This is a genomic window from Paraburkholderia sp. MM5496-R1 (assembly GCF_050436205.1).
Taxonomy (GTDB): Bacteria; Pseudomonadota; Gammaproteobacteria; order Burkholderiales; family Burkholderiaceae; genus Paraburkholderia; species Paraburkholderia tuberum.
The window spans coordinates 2,100,341-2,115,437 of record NZ_JBNDLT010000002.1 but is presented as its reverse complement, the minus strand read 5'-3'; the positions used below and the strand labels follow the sequence as shown (position 1 = coordinate 2,115,437).

The 15,097-nt window shown below is 66.2% G+C and carries 13 protein-coding genes and 1 pseudogene; 4 read left to right on the top strand and 10 right to left on the bottom strand.

What is annotated here, in order from left to right:
• Positions 1-64: 64 nt before the first annotated feature.
• From OKW38_RS16695 to OKW38_RS16685, 3 genes are all read right to left on the bottom strand, one after another.
• Positions 65-1,675: an FMN-binding glutamate synthase family protein gene (locus OKW38_RS16695; protein WP_187611142.1), complete on the bottom strand. Its 1,611-nt coding sequence runs from the start codon at positions 1,673-1,675 to the stop codon at positions 65-67.
• A gap of 264 nt (positions 1,676-1,939) precedes the next feature.
• Positions 1,940-3,193 (bottom strand): tRNA 2-thiouridine(34) synthase MnmA, encoded by a 1,254-nt coding sequence (gene mnmA / locus OKW38_RS16690; protein WP_090803052.1) that lies wholly within the window; start codon positions 3,191-3,193, stop codon positions 1,940-1,942.
• Positions 3,194-3,251: 58 nt separating this feature from the next.
• Positions 3,252-3,731, bottom strand: a complete 480-nt coding sequence (locus tag OKW38_RS16685) for an NUDIX hydrolase (RefSeq protein WP_090803053.1) — start codon at positions 3,729-3,731, stop codon at positions 3,252-3,254.
• A 251-nt stretch (positions 3,732-3,982) separates the two neighbouring features.
• Between OKW38_RS16685 and OKW38_RS16680 the strand changes: the two genes are divergently transcribed.
• From OKW38_RS16680 to OKW38_RS16670, 3 genes are read left to right on the top strand one after another with little or no spacing between them, the layout of a single operon-like run.
• Positions 3,983-5,125 (top strand): Re/Si-specific NAD(P)(+) transhydrogenase subunit alpha, encoded by a 1,143-nt coding sequence (locus OKW38_RS16680; RefSeq protein WP_429362367.1) that lies wholly within the window; start codon positions 3,983-3,985, stop codon positions 5,123-5,125.
• Positions 5,126-5,138: 13 nt separating this feature from the next.
• A complete protein-coding gene (locus tag OKW38_RS16675; RefSeq protein ID WP_018419437.1) occupies positions 5,139-5,465 on the top strand; it encodes an NAD(P) transhydrogenase subunit alpha in 327 nt (108 codons plus the stop codon).
• A complete protein-coding gene (locus tag OKW38_RS16670) occupies positions 5,466-6,917 on the top strand; it encodes an NAD(P)(+) transhydrogenase (Re/Si-specific) subunit beta (protein WP_090803056.1) in 1,452 nt (483 codons plus the stop codon).
• A gap of 444 nt (positions 6,918-7,361) precedes the next feature.
• Here the strand turns inward: OKW38_RS16670 and OKW38_RS16665 are convergent, their stop codons facing one another.
• The 7 genes and pseudogenes from OKW38_RS16665 to OKW38_RS16635 form a co-directional block, all read right to left on the bottom strand.
• Complete coding sequence (locus tag OKW38_RS16665) at positions 7,362-8,105, bottom strand: helix-turn-helix transcriptional regulator (protein ID WP_429294501.1); 744 nt, start codon at positions 8,103-8,105, stop codon at positions 7,362-7,364.
• Positions 8,106-8,145: 40 nt separating this feature from the next.
• Complete coding sequence (locus OKW38_RS16660; RefSeq protein ID WP_184034560.1) at positions 8,146-8,529, bottom strand: VOC family protein; 384 nt, start codon at positions 8,527-8,529, stop codon at positions 8,146-8,148.
• Between the two features lie 227 nt (positions 8,530-8,756).
• Positions 8,757-10,043, bottom strand: a complete 1,287-nt coding sequence (locus OKW38_RS16655) for a THUMP domain-containing class I SAM-dependent RNA methyltransferase (protein WP_429362366.1) — start codon at positions 10,041-10,043, stop codon at positions 8,757-8,759.
• Between the two features lie 180 nt (positions 10,044-10,223).
• A complete protein-coding gene (locus tag OKW38_RS16650; RefSeq protein ID WP_429362364.1) occupies positions 10,224-10,985 on the bottom strand; it encodes a PqiC family protein in 762 nt (253 codons plus the stop codon).
• Positions 10,982-12,643 (bottom strand): intermembrane transport protein PqiB, encoded by a 1,662-nt coding sequence (locus OKW38_RS16645; RefSeq protein WP_090803064.1) that lies wholly within the window; start codon positions 12,641-12,643, stop codon positions 10,982-10,984. The genes OKW38_RS16650 and OKW38_RS16645 overlap by 4 nt, the downstream gene beginning before the upstream one ends.
• Positions 12,636-13,286 (bottom strand): paraquat-inducible protein A, encoded by a 651-nt coding sequence (locus OKW38_RS16640; protein ID WP_090803066.1) that lies wholly within the window; start codon positions 13,284-13,286, stop codon positions 12,636-12,638. The genes OKW38_RS16645 and OKW38_RS16640 overlap by 8 nt, the downstream gene beginning before the upstream one ends.
• A gap of 7 nt (positions 13,287-13,293) precedes the next feature.
• Positions 13,294-14,086 (bottom strand): annotated as a pseudogene (locus OKW38_RS16635) (paraquat-inducible protein A).
• 450 nt (positions 14,087-14,536) lie between these two features.
• On the opposite strand from OKW38_RS16635, the gene OKW38_RS16630 reads away from it, so the two are divergent.
• Positions 14,537-15,097 (top strand): cytochrome b, encoded by a 561-nt coding sequence (locus OKW38_RS16630; RefSeq protein ID WP_184034542.1) that lies wholly within the window; start codon positions 14,537-14,539, stop codon positions 15,095-15,097.

Below are 15,097 nucleotides of genomic sequence, written 5' to 3'. Positions count from 1 at the left end.
GGGTCGGACGGGCCGCGATGCGGTTTTTGGGCGACAGGCGACGCGGCAAGGGCCGCGCGCACGTTCAGCTCGCCGCCAGCTCCGCCTTCGGCGAGAACGAATCGCTTTGCGCGATCGGCCAGTACGTCTCGAACAGGGTATAGCGATAGTTGCCGTTGAGCAGGTCGTTCGGTTCGAGATATTTGAGCAGATCCGACATCAGCCGCACCTCATGCGAGGACACGCGCCGCACGATGTGATGCGCGCGCAACTCAGCCGGGTGCCGGAGCCCGGCGGCCTGGATGATTTCCTGCAACGCGTGCAGCGTGTTGTGGTGGAAGTTGAACACGCGATCGGCCTTGTCCGGCACCACCAGCGCACGCTGGCGCACCGGGTCCTGGGTCGCGACGCCGGTCGGGCAGCGGCCGGTATGGCAGGTCTGCGCCTGGATGCAGCCGACCGCGAACATGAAGCCGCGCGCCGCGTTGACCCAGTCCGCGCCGATCGCGAGCGTCTTCGCGATATCGAACGCGGTGATCATCTTGCCGCTCGCGCCGATGCGGATGCGTTGCCGCAGACCGATGCCGACCAGCGTGTTGTGCACGAGCAGCAGCCCCTCCTGCAACGGCACGCCGACGTGATCGGTGAATTCGAGCGGTGCCGCGCCGGTGCCGCCTTCCGCGCCGTCCACGACGATGAAGTCCGGCAGAATGCCCGTTTCCAGCATCGCCTTCGCGATACCGAAGAATTCCCACGGATGCCCGATGCACAGCTTGAAGCCGGTCGGCTTGCCGCCCGACAGCGTGCGCAGCCGCTCGACGAATTCGAGCAGCTCGCGCGGCGTCGAGAACTCGGAGTGCGTCGCCGGCGAGATGCAGTCGCGGCCCATCGGCACGCCGCGCGTCTCGGCGATTTCGGGCGTGATCTTCGCGCCCGGCAGCACGCCGCCGTGACCGGGCTTCGCGCCTTGCGACAGCTTCACCTCGATCATCTTCACCTGCGGTTCGGCGGCCTGCTTCGCGAACTTCTCCGCGTTGAAGGTGCCGTCGTCGTTACGGCATCCAAAATAGCCGGACGCGATTTCCCAGATGATGTCGCCGCCATGTTCGCGATGATATTTCGACATCGAACCTTCGCCGGTGTCGTGCGCGAAGTTGCCTTTCTTCGCGCCGAGGTTCAGCGCCATGATCGCATTGGCCGATAGCGAGCCGAAGCTCATCGCCGACACGTTGAAGATCGACATCGAATACGGCTGCCCGCGATCGGGGCCGACGACGATGCGAAAGTCGTGACCGTCGAGCGTGGTCGGTGCGAGCGAGTGGCTGATCCATTCGTGCGCGACCGCCTTCACGTCGATCCGCGTGCCGTATGGGCGGCTGTCGACATCGTTCTTCGAGCGCTGATAGACGATGCTGCGTTGCGCGCGCGAGAACGGCTTCTCGTCGGTATCGTCTTCGACGAAATACTGACGGATCTCCGGGCGGATGGATTCGAAAATGAAACGCAGGTGGCCCCACAGCGGGTAATTGCGCAGGATTGCATGGCGCTGTTGGCTCAGGTCGAACACGCCGAGCGCGACGAGCGCGGCCGGCACGAGGATCCAGAACCATGACAGGTGATGCGTCGCGGCGAGCGCGGCACATACCGCGGTGAGGGCGATTGCGCACCACATGGCCAGATAGCGTTGAGAAAACATGGGGACTCCAGTGCAGTGAAGATCATTGCGGCGGCATCGTCCGCACGGGAGCGCGGGCGGTATCGGTCGCGAAGGAAAACTGGCGGTTGCGGGTCACGGTGCGACGCGGACCGGCGAAGCCCGAAGATAAGGCCTGCGAATGGAAGCCAAGCGTCGCACGCGAAGGTGAAGTGTGTGTGAATGCGCGCCAGGCGGGGCAAACATGGTGAACGGCGCGAACCTGCCGGAATGGTACGACCCGCCGCGCCCGCCGTTATGCATCGCTCAACGCGCGCCGAGCAGAGCCGCTTTTTGCCGCGGGGTTTGCGGCTCGTCCTGCGCCTGGCCTTGCGGCTGCTTTGGCTTGTGCGCCTGCTTGCGACGCTGCGCGCGGGTTTGCTTCGGCGCCTGATCCTGCGGCAGCTCGGCCGGTTGCCCGGTCATCGCGCGTTCGATGATGCCGCCGCCGAGGCACACGTCGCCGTCATACAGCACCGCCGATTGGCCCGGCGTGACGGCCCATTGCGCGGCGTCGAAGGTCAGTTCGAAGAGGCCTTCGCCCGAACCGCCTCCCGCCGAGGCGTTGAACGTGCACGCCGCGTCGGCCTGCCGGTAGCGCGTCTTCGCGCCGCACGCGAAGCCGTCGGCCGGCGGCTCGCCCGCGACCCAGCTCGTGTTGCCCGCCGACAGCGTATGGCACAGCAGCCACGGATGGTCGTGTCCCTGCGCGACGTACAGCGTATTCGTCGGAATATCCTTGCCGGCGGCGAACCAGGGCTCGCCGCTGCCGTCCTTGCTGCCGCCGAGACCGATGCCCTTGCGCTGGCCGAACGTGTAGAACGCGAGGCCGATGTGCTCGCCGACGATCTTGCCGTCGGTGGTCTTCATCGGGCCCGGCCTGGTCGGCAGATAGCGGTTCAGGAAGTCGCGGAAAGGCCGCTCGCCGATGAAGCAGATGCCGGTCGAATCCTTCTTCTTCGCGTTCGGCAGGCCGATCTGCGCGGCGATCTCGCGGACCTTCGTCTTGGGAATTTCGCCGAGCGGGAACAGTGTTTTCGACAGCTGCGCCTGGTTGAGCCGATGCAGGAAGTACGACTGGTCCTTCGTTTGGTCGAGCGCCTTCAGCAACTCGAAGCGGCCATCGTTCTCGCGCACGCGCGCGTAGTGGCCGGTCGCGATCGTTTCCGCGCCGAGCGACATCGCGTGATCGAGGAAGGCCTTGAACTTGATCTCGGCGTTGCACAGCACGTCCGGGTTCGGCGTGCGGCCGGCCGAATACTCGCGCAGGAATTCGGCGAACACGCGGTCCTTGTACTCGGCCGCGAAGTTGACCGCCTCGACGTCGATGCCGATCAGGTCCGCCACCGACACCACGTCGATCCAGTCCTGGCGCGTCGAGCAGTATTCGCTGTCGTCGTCGTCTTCCCAGTTCTTCATGAACAGGCCGACCACGTCGTAGCCCTGTTCCTTTAGCAGCCACGCGGTGACCGACGAATCGACGCCGCCCGACATGCCTACTACGACTTTACGCTTGCTCATAAGGTACTCACTGGGTGCTGCATGACTGCATGGATCTATGGGGCCGCTCGTGACGGCCCTATTGCTTCGGCCCAACCGAATGCGTATGGACGAAGTCGAGCGGGAAACGCCGGCCGGCCAGGTAATCGTCGATGCACCGCATCACGAGCGGCGTGCGATGCCGCTCGGGGCACGCGCGCAACTCATCGGCGCTCATCCACAGCGTGCGGACGATGTCGGGATCGAGCGAACTCGCCGGGTCCGGTTCGCCGCCCGCGCCGCAATAGGTGAAGCGCAGGTACGTGGTGCCCGCGCGGTCCGGCCGCTCGAAGTGGGTCATGTACATGCCGACGAGCGCCTCGGGCGCGAACGGATGCGCGGTTTCCTCGAACGTTTCGCGGATCACCGCTTCCAGCAGCGTTTCGCCCGCCTCGAGGTGGCCGGCGGGCTGGTTCAGGCGCAGGCCGGCGGCAGTGTGTTCCTCGACTAGCAGGAAGCGCCCGTCACGCTCGACGATCGCCGCGACGGTCACGTGCGGCCGCCAGGTTTCCGGTTTCATGGGTGCGCATTTTACCGGTTATGCGCGCCGGCTGCCTGGTGACCGCTGGCAGCCGGTTCGCAGCGTGTTCGAGGTGGCATCGCGACCGATCCGTACCAGTTTGGCGGTCTGCCGCGCATTCGCATCGACCCCGATATTTGTGATGTGGCGGTTTCCGGTTAAAGTGGGGCCTGCGTTAGCCGTTGCATGTGCAAGCCGGCGAGCCTCGTCGGCAGGTCTGTCGTCAAACAGGAAGTCGAGGAGGAACAACGATGCACATCGGAGTGCCAGCCGAGACGCGCGCGCATGAAACCCGCGTTGCCGCGACGCCCGAGACGGTCAAGAAGTACGTGGCGCAAGGCCACCGGGTCACGCTCCAGAGCGGCGCCGGCGCCGGCGCGAGCTTTCCCGATGACGCCTATACGGCCGTGGGCGCGGAAATCGTCGATGCCGCCACTGCATTCGGCGCAGATCTCGTCCTCAAAGTCCAATCCCCCGCCGATTCCGAACTGCCGCTGCTCAAGCGCGGCGCGACGCTGGTCGGCATGCTCGATCCGTTCAACGCCGACAACGCGGGCAAGCTCGCCGCGGCCGGCGTCACCGCGTTCGCGCTCGAAGCCGCGCCTCGCACCACGCGCGCGCAAAGCCTCGACGTGCTGTCGTCGCAGGCGAACATCGCCGGCTACAAGGCGGTGCTGCTCGCGGCGACGCTCTATCCGCGCTTCATGCCGATGCTGATGACCGCGGCCGGCACCGTGAAGGCCGCGCGCGTGCTGATTCTCGGCGCGGGCGTGGCTGGCCTGCAGGCGATCGCCACCGCGAAGCGCCTCGGCGCCGTGCTGGAGGCGTCCGACGTGCGCCCGGCCGTCAAGGAGCAGATCGAGTCGCTCGGCGCGAAGTTCCTCGACGTGCCCTACGAGACCGACGAGGAGCGCGAGGCCGCGCAAGGTGTGGGCGGCTATGCACGGCCGATGCCGCCGTCGTGGCTCACGCGCCAGTCGGCGCTGGTGCACGAGCGCGCAAAGCAGGCCGACATCGTCATTTCGACCGCGCTGATTCCAGGCCGCCCCGCGCCGACGCTGCTGTCGGTCGAAACCGTGCAGGCGATGAAACCGGGCTCGGTGCTCGTCGACCTCGCGGCCGGCCGCGGCCCCGAAGTCGACGGCCGGCGCGGCGGCAATTGTCCGCTGACCGAGGCGGACCAGGTGGTGGTGCGCTATGGCGTGCAGATCGTCGGCTACACGAATCTCGCCGCGATGGTGCCCGCCGACGCGTCGTCGCTGTACGCGCGCAACGTGCTCGACTTCCTGAAGCTGATTATCGCCAAGGAAGGCACGCTGAACATCGATCTCGCGGACGACATCGTCGCGGCCACGCTGCTGGCTCGCGACGGCCAGGTCACGCGCAACGCATAGGGGGAAGCCGAAGATGGAAGTCATCAATCACACGGTGATCAACCTGATCATCTTCGTGCTGGCGATCTACGTCGGCTATCACGTGGTCTGGAACGTCACGCCCGCGCTGCATACGCCGCTGATGGCGGTGACCAATGCGATCTCGGCGATCGTGATCGTCGGCGCGATGCTCGCGGCGGGTCTCACCGTCGGCAGCGCCGGCAAGTTCTTCGGCACGATCGCGGTCGCGCTCGCGGCCGTCAACGTGTTCGGCGGATTCCTCGTCACACGGCGAATGCTCGAGATGTTCAAGAAGAAAGAACCCAGGAAACTACCGGCTGGCGGCAAGGAGGGTACGTAAATGAGCCTGAACGTCGTCACGCTGCTGTATCTGGTCGCGTCGGTCTGCTTCATCCAGGCGCTCAAGGGGCTGTCGAATCCGAAGACCGCGCGCGTCGGCAATACCTTCGGCATGGTCGGCATGGCGATCGCGATTCTGACGACCATCGCGCTGATCTCGCGGCAGGCCGAAGTACTTGGCTCCAATCTCGGTCTCGGGCTCGGCCTGCTGCTGTTCGGGCTCGTGATCGGCGGCGCGATCGGCGCGTTCGTCGCCGCGCGCGTCGAGATGACCAAGATGCCTGAACTGGTCGCGGCGATGCACTCGCTGATCGGTCTCGCGGCCGTGTGCATCGCGTATGGGGTGGTGTCGGAGCCCGCCGCGTTCGGCCTTGTCGATCCCGACGTGCCGATCGAGGGCTTCCTGCCTTACGGCAACCGCATCGAACTGTTCATCGGCACGTTCGTCGGCGCGATTACTTTTAGCGGCTCGGTGATCGCGTTCGGCAAGCTGTCGGGCAAGTACAAGTTCCGGTTGTTTCAGGGTGCGCCGGTCGTCTACGGCGGCCAGCATCTGATCAATCTGATGCTCGCGCTCGCGATGCTCGGCTTCGGCGTCCTCTTCTTCCTCACGCAGTCGTGGCTGCCGTTCATCATCATGACGATCATCGCGTTCGTGCTCGGCGTGCTGATCATCATTCCGATCGGCGGCGCGGACATGCCGGTCGTCGTGTCGATGCTGAACTCGTACTCGGGCTGGGCGGCGGCGGGCATCGGCTTTTCGCTGAACAATCCGATGCTGATCATCGCCGGGTCGCTGGTGGGGTCGTCGGGTGCGATCCTGTCGTACATCATGTGCCGCGCGATGAACCGCTCGTTCTTCAACGTGATCCTCGGTGGCTTCGGCAACGAGCCGGGCGCGGCCGCGGGCGGCGCGGCGGAGCAGCGTCCGGTGAAATCGGGTTCGGCCGATGACGCGTCGTTCATGATGGGCAACGCGGAAACGGTCGTGATCGTGCCGGGCTACGGGCTGGCCGTCGCGCGCGCGCAGCATGCGTTGAAGGAGTTGACCGACAAGCTGGTCGAGAAGGGCATCGAGGTGAAGTACGCCATTCACCCGGTGGCCGGCCGCATGCCGGGTCACATGAACGTGCTGCTCGCCGAGGCCGAAGTGCCGTACGACATGGTGTACGAGATGGAGGACATCAACGGCGAGTTCGGCCAGGTCGACGTGGTGCTCGTGCTCGGCGCGAACGACGTGGTGAATCCGGCCGCGAAGAACGATCCGAAGTCGCCGATCGCGGGCATGCCGATTATCGAGGCGTACAAGGCGCGCACCGTGATCGTCAACAAGCGCTCGATGGCCGCGGGCTACGCCGGGCTCGACAACGACCTGTTCTACATGGATAAGACGATGATGGTGTTCGGCGACGCGAAGAAGGTGATCGAGGATATGGTGAAGGCGGTCGACTAGATCGCTAGCGGTGAACGACGCTTTACACGCTTTTCACTGAGCAAGTGAAGAAATTGGATACGCTCCAGTTCTTGCGACTCGAGCTGGAGGACCACCTTGCGTTGCTCGCTCTCGATAAGGAGAGCGAGCATAAGTGAGCCGCTGTCGGGGGATTTTTCGCGGACGCGAAAAATTTCGCGTCGGGTCAATGCCGGTAACTGGACTTACCGGAATGCGTTTTACCTGCGATAACCGCGTGGATCGCCAGGCCCCCGGCCGTAAGCCTGATGCGGCGGGCTTTCATAGGGAGCTTGACCCAATGACCATCAACGCATCTACATGGACAAGACGATGATGGTGTTCGGCGACGCGAAGAAGGTGATCGAGGATATGGTGAAGTCGGTCGAGTAGCTCGTTAGCGGTAAACAGACCCTGAGATCGCGGTGCGTCGCGCCGCGATCCTTTTCATATTTTCGGCCTCGCGTTTACGTGCCGCAGCAGATCCGCGAGCCGCCTGCCTTCCTGATCCGGATACGTCTCGAGCACTTCGAGATCGCGCATCTTCTCCAGTCCGAAGTTGCGGAAATCAGCACGCAGCTCGCACCATGCGCCGAGCGTCCAGCGCGCGCCCCAGTACGCGAGCGCGAGCGGCCAGACGCGGCGCTCGGTGTCGGCGCCGTTGGCGTCGGTGTACGCGAAGCGCACCACCTGGCGCGCATCGATCGCGCGATGCAGCGAGTCGAGCTGCGTCGAAAAATCCCCCTTGATGTGAAACGACGGCGCGAAGATCGCGAGCCGTTCGAGCGTCGCGCGCTTGTCGGCGGGCATCGCCGATGCGATTTTGGCCAGCGCGCCCCGCGCGCCGCTCGCGAAGCCCGCGCCACCCCATGATTCGAGCATGCGCGCGCCGGCGGCGAGCGCGGCGAGTTCGTCGGCGGTGAAGGTCAGCGGCGGCAGACTTGCCGAGCGCGACAGTCGATAACCGATGCCCGCTTCGCCTTCGATCGGCACCCCTGACAATTGCAGATCGCGCACGTCGCGATAGACCGTGCGCGGCGAGATGTTCAGCCAGTCGGCTAGTTGCTGCGCGGTGGTCAGGCGCCGGCCGCGCAGCAACTCGGCGATCTGGAACAGGCGGTCGGCGCGGCGCGTCATCGTGGGCGTCGGGTAGAGGAGGAAGGGGACGGTCCCGCGATGATAGCGCCGCATGGCGGCCTTCGGTCGGGGCGCGGCGACTTCAGGTGCGCGCTTAGCCGTTGGTGCGCGAATGCAGGCCGAGGCGGTTGCCTTCGGTATCGGTGAAGAACGCGATATAGCCGATGTCCTGCGGCAGCTTGATCACCGGGCCGTCGGTCTTGCCGCCCGCCCGTTCGATGCGCGCAAGCGCCGCGTCGACGGTGGGCAGCGCGTTCAGGTAGACGGTGACGCCGTCGACGCCGGGTGTCATCGACGGATTGTGGACGATCGCGCCGCCGGTCGCGGGCTCCTCGTAGCTGAACACGGCGATCGGCTGGCCGCCGATCTCCTGTCGATTCAACGGGGCGTCGAGCGCGGCTTCGTAAAAGCGCACCGCGCGATCGAAATCGACCGACGGGATTTCGAACCAGGCAACGAGTTTGGGCAATGCGGACATGACACTCTCCTTCGGTTGGCAGTAGGCCGTTCAAGCGCCGGATGGCGTGAGAAGGAGTGTGCGGGGGTGCTGCTGACAGCGTGGTGGCAGTAGGGTGGGGAAAGGCGGCAGCCTCACTCCACCGGCAACTGAAACATCCCCACCACATCGCTCATGCGCGTGGCCTGCTTTTCGAGCGACGCGATGACGACAGGGCGACGACAGCGCGCCGCCCGACCGACGCAGCCTCAGCCCGCCTGCGTATCGCCCTGCGGACGCTGCCGCACGCTGCCCGCGATCAGATCGAAGCGGAACAGCCGGCATTCGAGCGCACCGTTGAACAGCGGCGTCTTCGTCGATTCGCGCAGCCGCAGTTGCCCCGGAAGCTTGCGATCCGATGTCAGGATGAACGCATGCCATCCGGCAAAGCGCTGCTTCAGCGCATTGCCGAGCAACTGGAAAAACTCGCTGTCCGGCGCTTCTTCCTGAATGCGGCGGAAGCCGTCGTCGTCGCGATTGCCGCGGCCTTCGCGAAGCTCGCCGCGCGCATTGCGGCCGCGCACTTCGATCCGCTCGCCATACGGCGGATTCGCGACGAGGATGCCCGGCGCCGAGCCAGGCGGCGTCATGTCGCGCGCATCGAGCTGCTTGAGCGAAATGGGCGGCAAGCCGGCGCGCTCGAAGTTCGCGCGCGCTTTTTCGAGCATGTCGCCGGAGATGTCGCTGCCGAAAATCTCCAGATCCGCGCCGCGCGAGCCGCGCGCCGCATTTTTCGCCTCGAGCGCGGCGCCCTTCAGCGCTTGCCAGCTCCGCGCGTCGAACTGTTTGAGCTTCTCGAAGCCGAAGCGCCGCTCGACGCCCGGCGCGATGTTCAACGCGACCTGCGCCGCTTCCGCGAGGAACGTGCCGCTGCCGCACATCGGATCGTAGAGCGGCGTGTCGGCCTGCCAGCCAGTCAGACGCAAAATGCCAGCCGCGAGGTTTTCGCGCAGCGGCGCCGCGCCCTTGTCGAGACGCCAGCCGCGCTTGAATAGCGGATCGCCGGAAGTGTCGAGGTACAGCGTGCAGTCGGTCGCGCTCAGGAACGCGAACACGCGCACGTCGGGCATCGCGGTGTCGACGCTCGGCCGCGCGCCGCTTTTTTCGCGCAGACGATCGCAGATCGCGTCCTTCACGCGCAGCGTCGTGAACTCGAGACTGCGCAGCGGCGACTTGATCGCGGTGACGTCGACGCGCAGCGTCTCGTGCGCGGAGAACCACTGCTCCCAGCGCTGCTCGAGCGCGAGCGCGTAGATGTCCTGCTCGCCGCGGTAGGGCCGCTCCGCGATTTTCAGCAGCACGCGGCTCGCGAGACGCGAGTGCAGATTGGCGGCCATGCCGGCGGCCCAGCCGCCGCGAAAATGCACGCCGCCCGGTACCTGGGCGCCGGCCGTGAAGGCGGCGCCGTTCAGATGTTTGACGGCAATTTCGGCGAGTTCGGCCGCGAGCGGAGCTTCGAGCCCGCGCGGGCAAGGAAGGAAGAAATCGAAGGACATTGAGGTTGCCGCAAGGCGTTGGATAAGGCGCTATTGTACGCGGTCGAGATCGACGGGCCGGCACGATCGGCGCGCCGGGCCGTCGTCTGTCGTCGCGTCATCTCGCCTCGCGTCCCGCTTTGGCCGGCGACGCCCGCCGGCATGCGGACACCGTTGAGCTCGCCGCGCCAGCCGGGCCTGTCAGGCGCCGGCTCCCGCGGCCGTTCCCGCCGAAGGACAGGGCGGCACGGCCGGCGCCGCGGCGGGTCTGGCCGAAGACGAAGGCCGGCCCGTCGTGTTCGTGGAAGCGACGGCAGTTGCCGCCATCGCGCGCACGCCCATCGCGATCTGTGTCGACACTTCCGCGAGCGCGCGCCGATGTCCATCGACGAGCGCGTCGTACCCGCCGCCAACCGTCTCGCTGACCACGCTGCGACAGGTCATCACCGCATTGCTGCGCACGGCCCGCACGCTCCACACCGCATCGATCAACGCATGCGAGCCGGGCCACGACTCGAAGCGCTGCACGTTCATGGCGATCCGGTACACGGCCGCGTCGTCGGGGTGCGCGGTGCCGAACGTATCGATGGTGCCGAGCTGCTGGGTCAGATTCGTCGACAGCGCGCGGCGGATTTCATCGCCGGGCAGCGACGCCCAACGCTCCTGTTCGAGCAACTGCACCTGAGTCGGCCCGGTCTGCACGACCAGCTGATTTCTCGCCACCTGCGGCGGCACGTTGACCGGCGCGACTTCGATCAGCCAGGCAGGCGCGGCGCTCGTGCGCGCGACGGCCGGCGCGGCGCCGTTCGCGGCGGTGCTTGCGCTATCCGCGCCACCCAGCGTATAGAAACGGCTCGACGGCGACGAGCACGCCGCGATGGCGAGAGCCGCAGCCAGTGCGGTGCCGTACGCGACGCCGCGCACGAGCGCGCGCGGCGGACGGGGGAGCCGGGCAAACATCATGGTTTATCTCCTGATTTACCGCGCAACAGCGATTCGGGATGACGCTCGAGGTAGTCCGACAGCGCGTTCAGCGACTGCAACGTGCGCGTCAGTTCCTGCAACGCCTGATGAACATCGGACTGCATCGGCGAATCCTGCTGCAAGGTTGCCTGGGCCGAACTGAAGGTCTGCTTCGCGGCCGTCAGCGTGTCGCGCGCCTGCGGCACGACTTCCTTGTCGAGACGCGAGAACAGCTGGTCGGCGTTCTTCAGCGCGGTGTTCAGATTCGCGCCGATCTGGTCGAACGGCACCTTGTCGAGCTTCTTCGCGATGTCGGCGACCTGCAGCTGCAATTCGTCGAGCGTGTTCGGAATGGTCGGCAGCTCGAGCGGATCGGTCGTCACGTCGACCTTGGCCGGCGGCGCTTTCGGGAAGATATCGAGCGCCACGTACAGCTGGCTCGTGATCAGGTTGCCGGTGCGCAACTGGCCGCGCAGGCCGTGCCTGACGAGTTCCTGCATCAGGTTCTCGCCGGCGAGCGTGCCCGGCTGCGGCGAGCTCTCGCGGAAGCGCTTGCCGAGGCGGTCCGGGTACACGTTCATCGTGACCGGCATCGTGAAGCTCTGCGTCTTCGGATCGTAGTCAATGCCGATATTGGTCACCTGGCCGAGCACGATGCCGCGGAAATCGACCGGTGCGCCGATCGACAGCCCGCGCAGCGACTGGTTGAAGTTCATCACGACGCGCAAGGGCACGCCGTCTGGTTCGCGCATCGCGTCCGCTTCGTCCGAGCCGAGGCGGAAGGTCTGGTTGTTCGGCGCCTGCGGGCCCATGTTCTGACCGGGCGGCGACTGGAACGACAGACCGCCGACGATCACCGTCGCGAGCGACTGCGTGTTCAGCTTGAAGCCGCTCGAATCGAGCCGCAGATCGACGCCGCTCGCATGCCACCAGCGCGTGTTGGTGCCGACGTACTGGTCGAACGGCGCCGACACGAACACCCGCATCGTCACGCCGGTGCCGTCCCTGTCGAGCGAGAAGCCGACCACCTGACCGACCTGCACGCGCCGGTAGAAGATCGGCGAGCCGATGTCGATCGAGCCGAGCGAATCGCCGTGCAGCGTGTACTGGTGGCCTTTCTGGTCGCCGGTGATGGGCGGCGGCGTTTCGAGGCCGACGAAGTTGCTCTCGCTTTCGGTCGAGCGGCCCGCGTCGGCGCCGATGTACGAGCCCGACAGCAGCGTGGTCAGACCCGACACGCCGCTCGCGCCGATGCGCGGACGCACCACCCAGAAGCGCGAGTCCTTGACCGCGAACTTTCCGCCTTCCTTGGTGAGCTGCACCTGCACGAGCACGTGCGACAGATCCGGCGACAGCGTGATCGTCTTCACCGCGCCCACGTCGACGTCCTTGTACTTGACCTTGGTCTTGCCCGGCTCGAGGCCTTCCGCGCTGATGAAGCTGATCGTGATCACGGGTCCGCGCTCGGTCACCGACCTGATCACGAGCGCGATGCCGATCAGCGCGGCGATCAGCGGAATCACCCAGACGAGCGACGGCAGCCAGCGGCTGCGTGGCTCGATCTCGGGGTCGGGCAGTTGGGGCGGCAGTCTGGGTCCGTTCGAATCGTTGCGCGGCGCGTCATCGGAGGCGGGCGTCGGTCCTTGCGGGCTAGTCATGGTCGAGATCCTGAGGTGTTGGGGTACGGCTTTCCACGGGGTCCCAGATGAGGCGTGGATCGAATTGCATGGAGGCCAGCATCGTCAGGATCACGACCGAGCCGAACGCGATCGCGCCCGGCCCGGCCGTGATCTCGGCCAACGATTTGAAACGCACGAGCGCCACGGTGAGCGTGACGACGAACACGTCGAGCATCGACCAGCGGCCGATCCGCTCGACCATCCGGTACAGCGTCGTGCGCTGTTGCGGACGCCAGCGCGAGCGGCGCTGCGCGGTGGCGGTGAGCAGCACGAGCACCGAGAGCTTCAGCATCGGCACCAGGATGCTGGCGATGAATACGATCATCGCGAGCGGCCAGTCGCCGGAGGTCCAGAAATAGACGACGCCGCTCATGATGGTGTCGTCCTCGGAGCCGAGCAGCGACGACGTGTGCATCACCGGCAGCAGGTTCGCCGGGATATACAGCAGCGCCGCGGCGATCAGCAGTGCCCATGTGCGCATCAGGCTGTCGGGGTTGCGCGAGTGCAGATGCGCGCCGCAGCGGCCGCAGTGCTGCGGCGTGACCGAGCGGATGCACGGTTCGACGCGCCCGCACGAATGGCAGGACAGCAGGCCCGCGCGTTTCGCGGTGACGTATTTCATCGCGGGCTCATCCTTCGCGCGGCGTGGGCGGCAAGCCGGGCGGGGTGCCGTCCGCCGTGCTGTTGGTTGCGCCACCAGCGCTGCCGCTGGTCGAGCCCGCGACGCGCGCGGACGGCGACGGCGGACCGGCGAGCGAGCCGACCGCGACCGCCGCGCTGTCGGCCGACGTGCGCGGCAAACGGCCGCTCGCCGCTCGCGTCGATCTCGTCGGCGACATCCCACAGCACGCGCGGATCGAATGTGACGACGACCGCGAACATCAGCGTCAGCGCGCCGAACGCGAACAGCGCCGCCTCGGGAATCACGCGCGCGAGGCTCACCATCTTCACGATCGTGATCAGCACGCCGAGCATGAACACTTCGATCATGCCCCACGGCCGCACGAACTGGATCGCGCGCAGCACGCGATTGAAGTGCGCGGGCACGTAGCCGGCGCGTAGCGGCACCAGCACGTACAGCAGCGCGACGAGTTCGGTGAACGGAAAGAGGATCGTCGAGCAGAACACCATCACGGCGACGATCTGCATGTTCTCGCCCCACAGCGCGACGAGCGCGCCGAAGAGCGTAGTCTGTGATGTGATGCCGTTGGTTTCGAGTTCGACGATCGGAAAGCCCTGCGCGATCACGAACGTGATCAGCGCGGCGAGCGTCAGTGCGCAGATCGCGTCGAGCTTGCGCGAGACGCCGCGATAGAGCGTCGCGCCGCAGCGCGGACAACGCGCGGCGACGCGCCCGACAAGCCGTGGCTTGCGGAACAGCGTATCGCATTCATGGCACGCGATCAGGTTGTCATGTTCCATGCGGCAGATGGGCTAACGACGTAGTAGCGGCGTGCAAGGCCTGCTCGTTACGAGGGGTCGGGCGGCGGTGAGCAGCAATAGTACCAAACGCGGCCTCGCGACCGACGCGAGCCGCGCGCGGCGCGGGGCGTGGCGCCGTCCCCGCCGCGCGCTGGTCCGGGCCTGAGATGGCGTCGCTTCGGGGCTTTCCGTCCCCGAATCGTTCAACGCAAGGGCGGTGACGCGGCGCCCTGGGGCCATTGCAGCGCAAAATTCGGGCCTGTTCCGCCGACGCGCTCCAGCCAGCTTTTCGCGCTTGGGGTAGCATGGCGCCCGTGGCATGCCCGGCGGCCTTTTGTGGCGATGATGTCCGCCGCATCGGCCGCGCACGCCGCGCCGATGCGCGGCGGCGATCGCGGAATAGCTGGCCGCGGCGCGCCGTTAACTTCTATTAGCCTGCGTTGATCTGTCATGACACTCAATCCATCGTTCGGTACCCGGGAGTCGTACACGCGGACCGCCATCGCGTTTCACTGGCTGATCGCACTGCTGATCGTCTGCGGCTTTGCGCTCGGCTGGGTGATGACCGACATCCCGGGCTTCACGCCCACCAAGCTGCGCTATTTCTCGTGGCACAAATGGATCGGCGTGACCGTGTTCGCGCTCGCGATCGTGCGCATCCTGTGGCGCGCGACCCACGCCTCGCCGCCGATGCCGCGCCGCATGCCCACCTGGCAGCGTGGCGCCGCGCATCTCACACATCTGTTGCTGTACGTGCTGATGATCGTGATTCCCGTGTCCGGCTATCTGTATAGCTCGGCGGCGAACGTGCCGGTCGTCTACCTCGGGCTGATTCCGCTGCCGCGGATCATCGCGCCCGATCCGCACCTGAAGGAAGTGCTGAAGAACCTGCACATCGCGTTGAATTACACGTTGCTCGTGCTGGTCGCGCTACACACCGCGGCGGCGCTCAAGCATCAATGGCTCGATCGCGACGGCCTGCTGTCGCGCATGCTCCCTTTCCTCAAATAA

What these genes read in the sequence shown, in the direction of transcription:
- OKW38_RS16680 (WP_429362367.1), top strand. Translation starts at nt 3,983, where the DNA reads ATGCACATCGGAGTGCCAGCCGAGACGCGCGCGCATGAAACCCGCGTT.
- OKW38_RS16650 (WP_429362364.1), bottom strand. Translation starts at nt 10,985, where the DNA reads ATGATGTTTGCCCGGCTCCCCCGTCCGCCGCGCGCGCTCGTGCGCGGC.
- OKW38_RS16685 (WP_090803053.1), bottom strand. Translation starts at nt 3,731, where the DNA reads ATGAAACCGGAAACCTGGCGGCCGCACGTGACCGTCGCGGCGATCGTC.
- OKW38_RS16645 (WP_090803064.1), bottom strand. Translation starts at nt 12,643, where the DNA reads ATGACTAGCCCGCAAGGACCGACGCCCGCCTCCGATGACGCGCCGCGC.
- mnmA (WP_090803052.1), bottom strand. Translation starts at nt 3,193, where the DNA reads ATGAGCAAGCGTAAAGTCGTAGTAGGCATGTCGGGCGGCGTCGATTCG.
- OKW38_RS16640 (WP_090803066.1), bottom strand. Translation starts at nt 13,286, where the DNA reads ATGAAATACGTCACCGCGAAACGCGCGGGCCTGCTGTCCTGCCATTCG.
- OKW38_RS16660 (WP_184034560.1), bottom strand. Translation starts at nt 8,529, where the DNA reads ATGTCCGCATTGCCCAAACTCGTTGCCTGGTTCGAAATCCCGTCGGTC.
- OKW38_RS16670 (WP_090803056.1), top strand. Translation starts at nt 5,466, where the DNA reads ATGAGCCTGAACGTCGTCACGCTGCTGTATCTGGTCGCGTCGGTCTGC.
- OKW38_RS16665 (WP_429294501.1), bottom strand. Translation starts at nt 8,105, where the DNA reads ATGCGGCGCTATCATCGCGGGACCGTCCCCTTCCTCCTCTACCCGACG.
- OKW38_RS16695 (WP_187611142.1), bottom strand. Translation starts at nt 1,675, where the DNA reads ATGTTTTCTCAACGCTATCTGGCCATGTGGTGCGCAATCGCCCTCACC.
- OKW38_RS16675 (WP_018419437.1), top strand. Translation starts at nt 5,139, where the DNA reads ATGGAAGTCATCAATCACACGGTGATCAACCTGATCATCTTCGTGCTG.
- OKW38_RS16655 (WP_429362366.1), bottom strand. Translation starts at nt 10,043, where the DNA reads ATGTCCTTCGATTTCTTCCTTCCTTGCCCGCGCGGGCTCGAAGCTCCG.
- OKW38_RS16630 (WP_184034542.1), top strand. Translation starts at nt 14,537, where the DNA reads ATGACACTCAATCCATCGTTCGGTACCCGGGAGTCGTACACGCGGACC.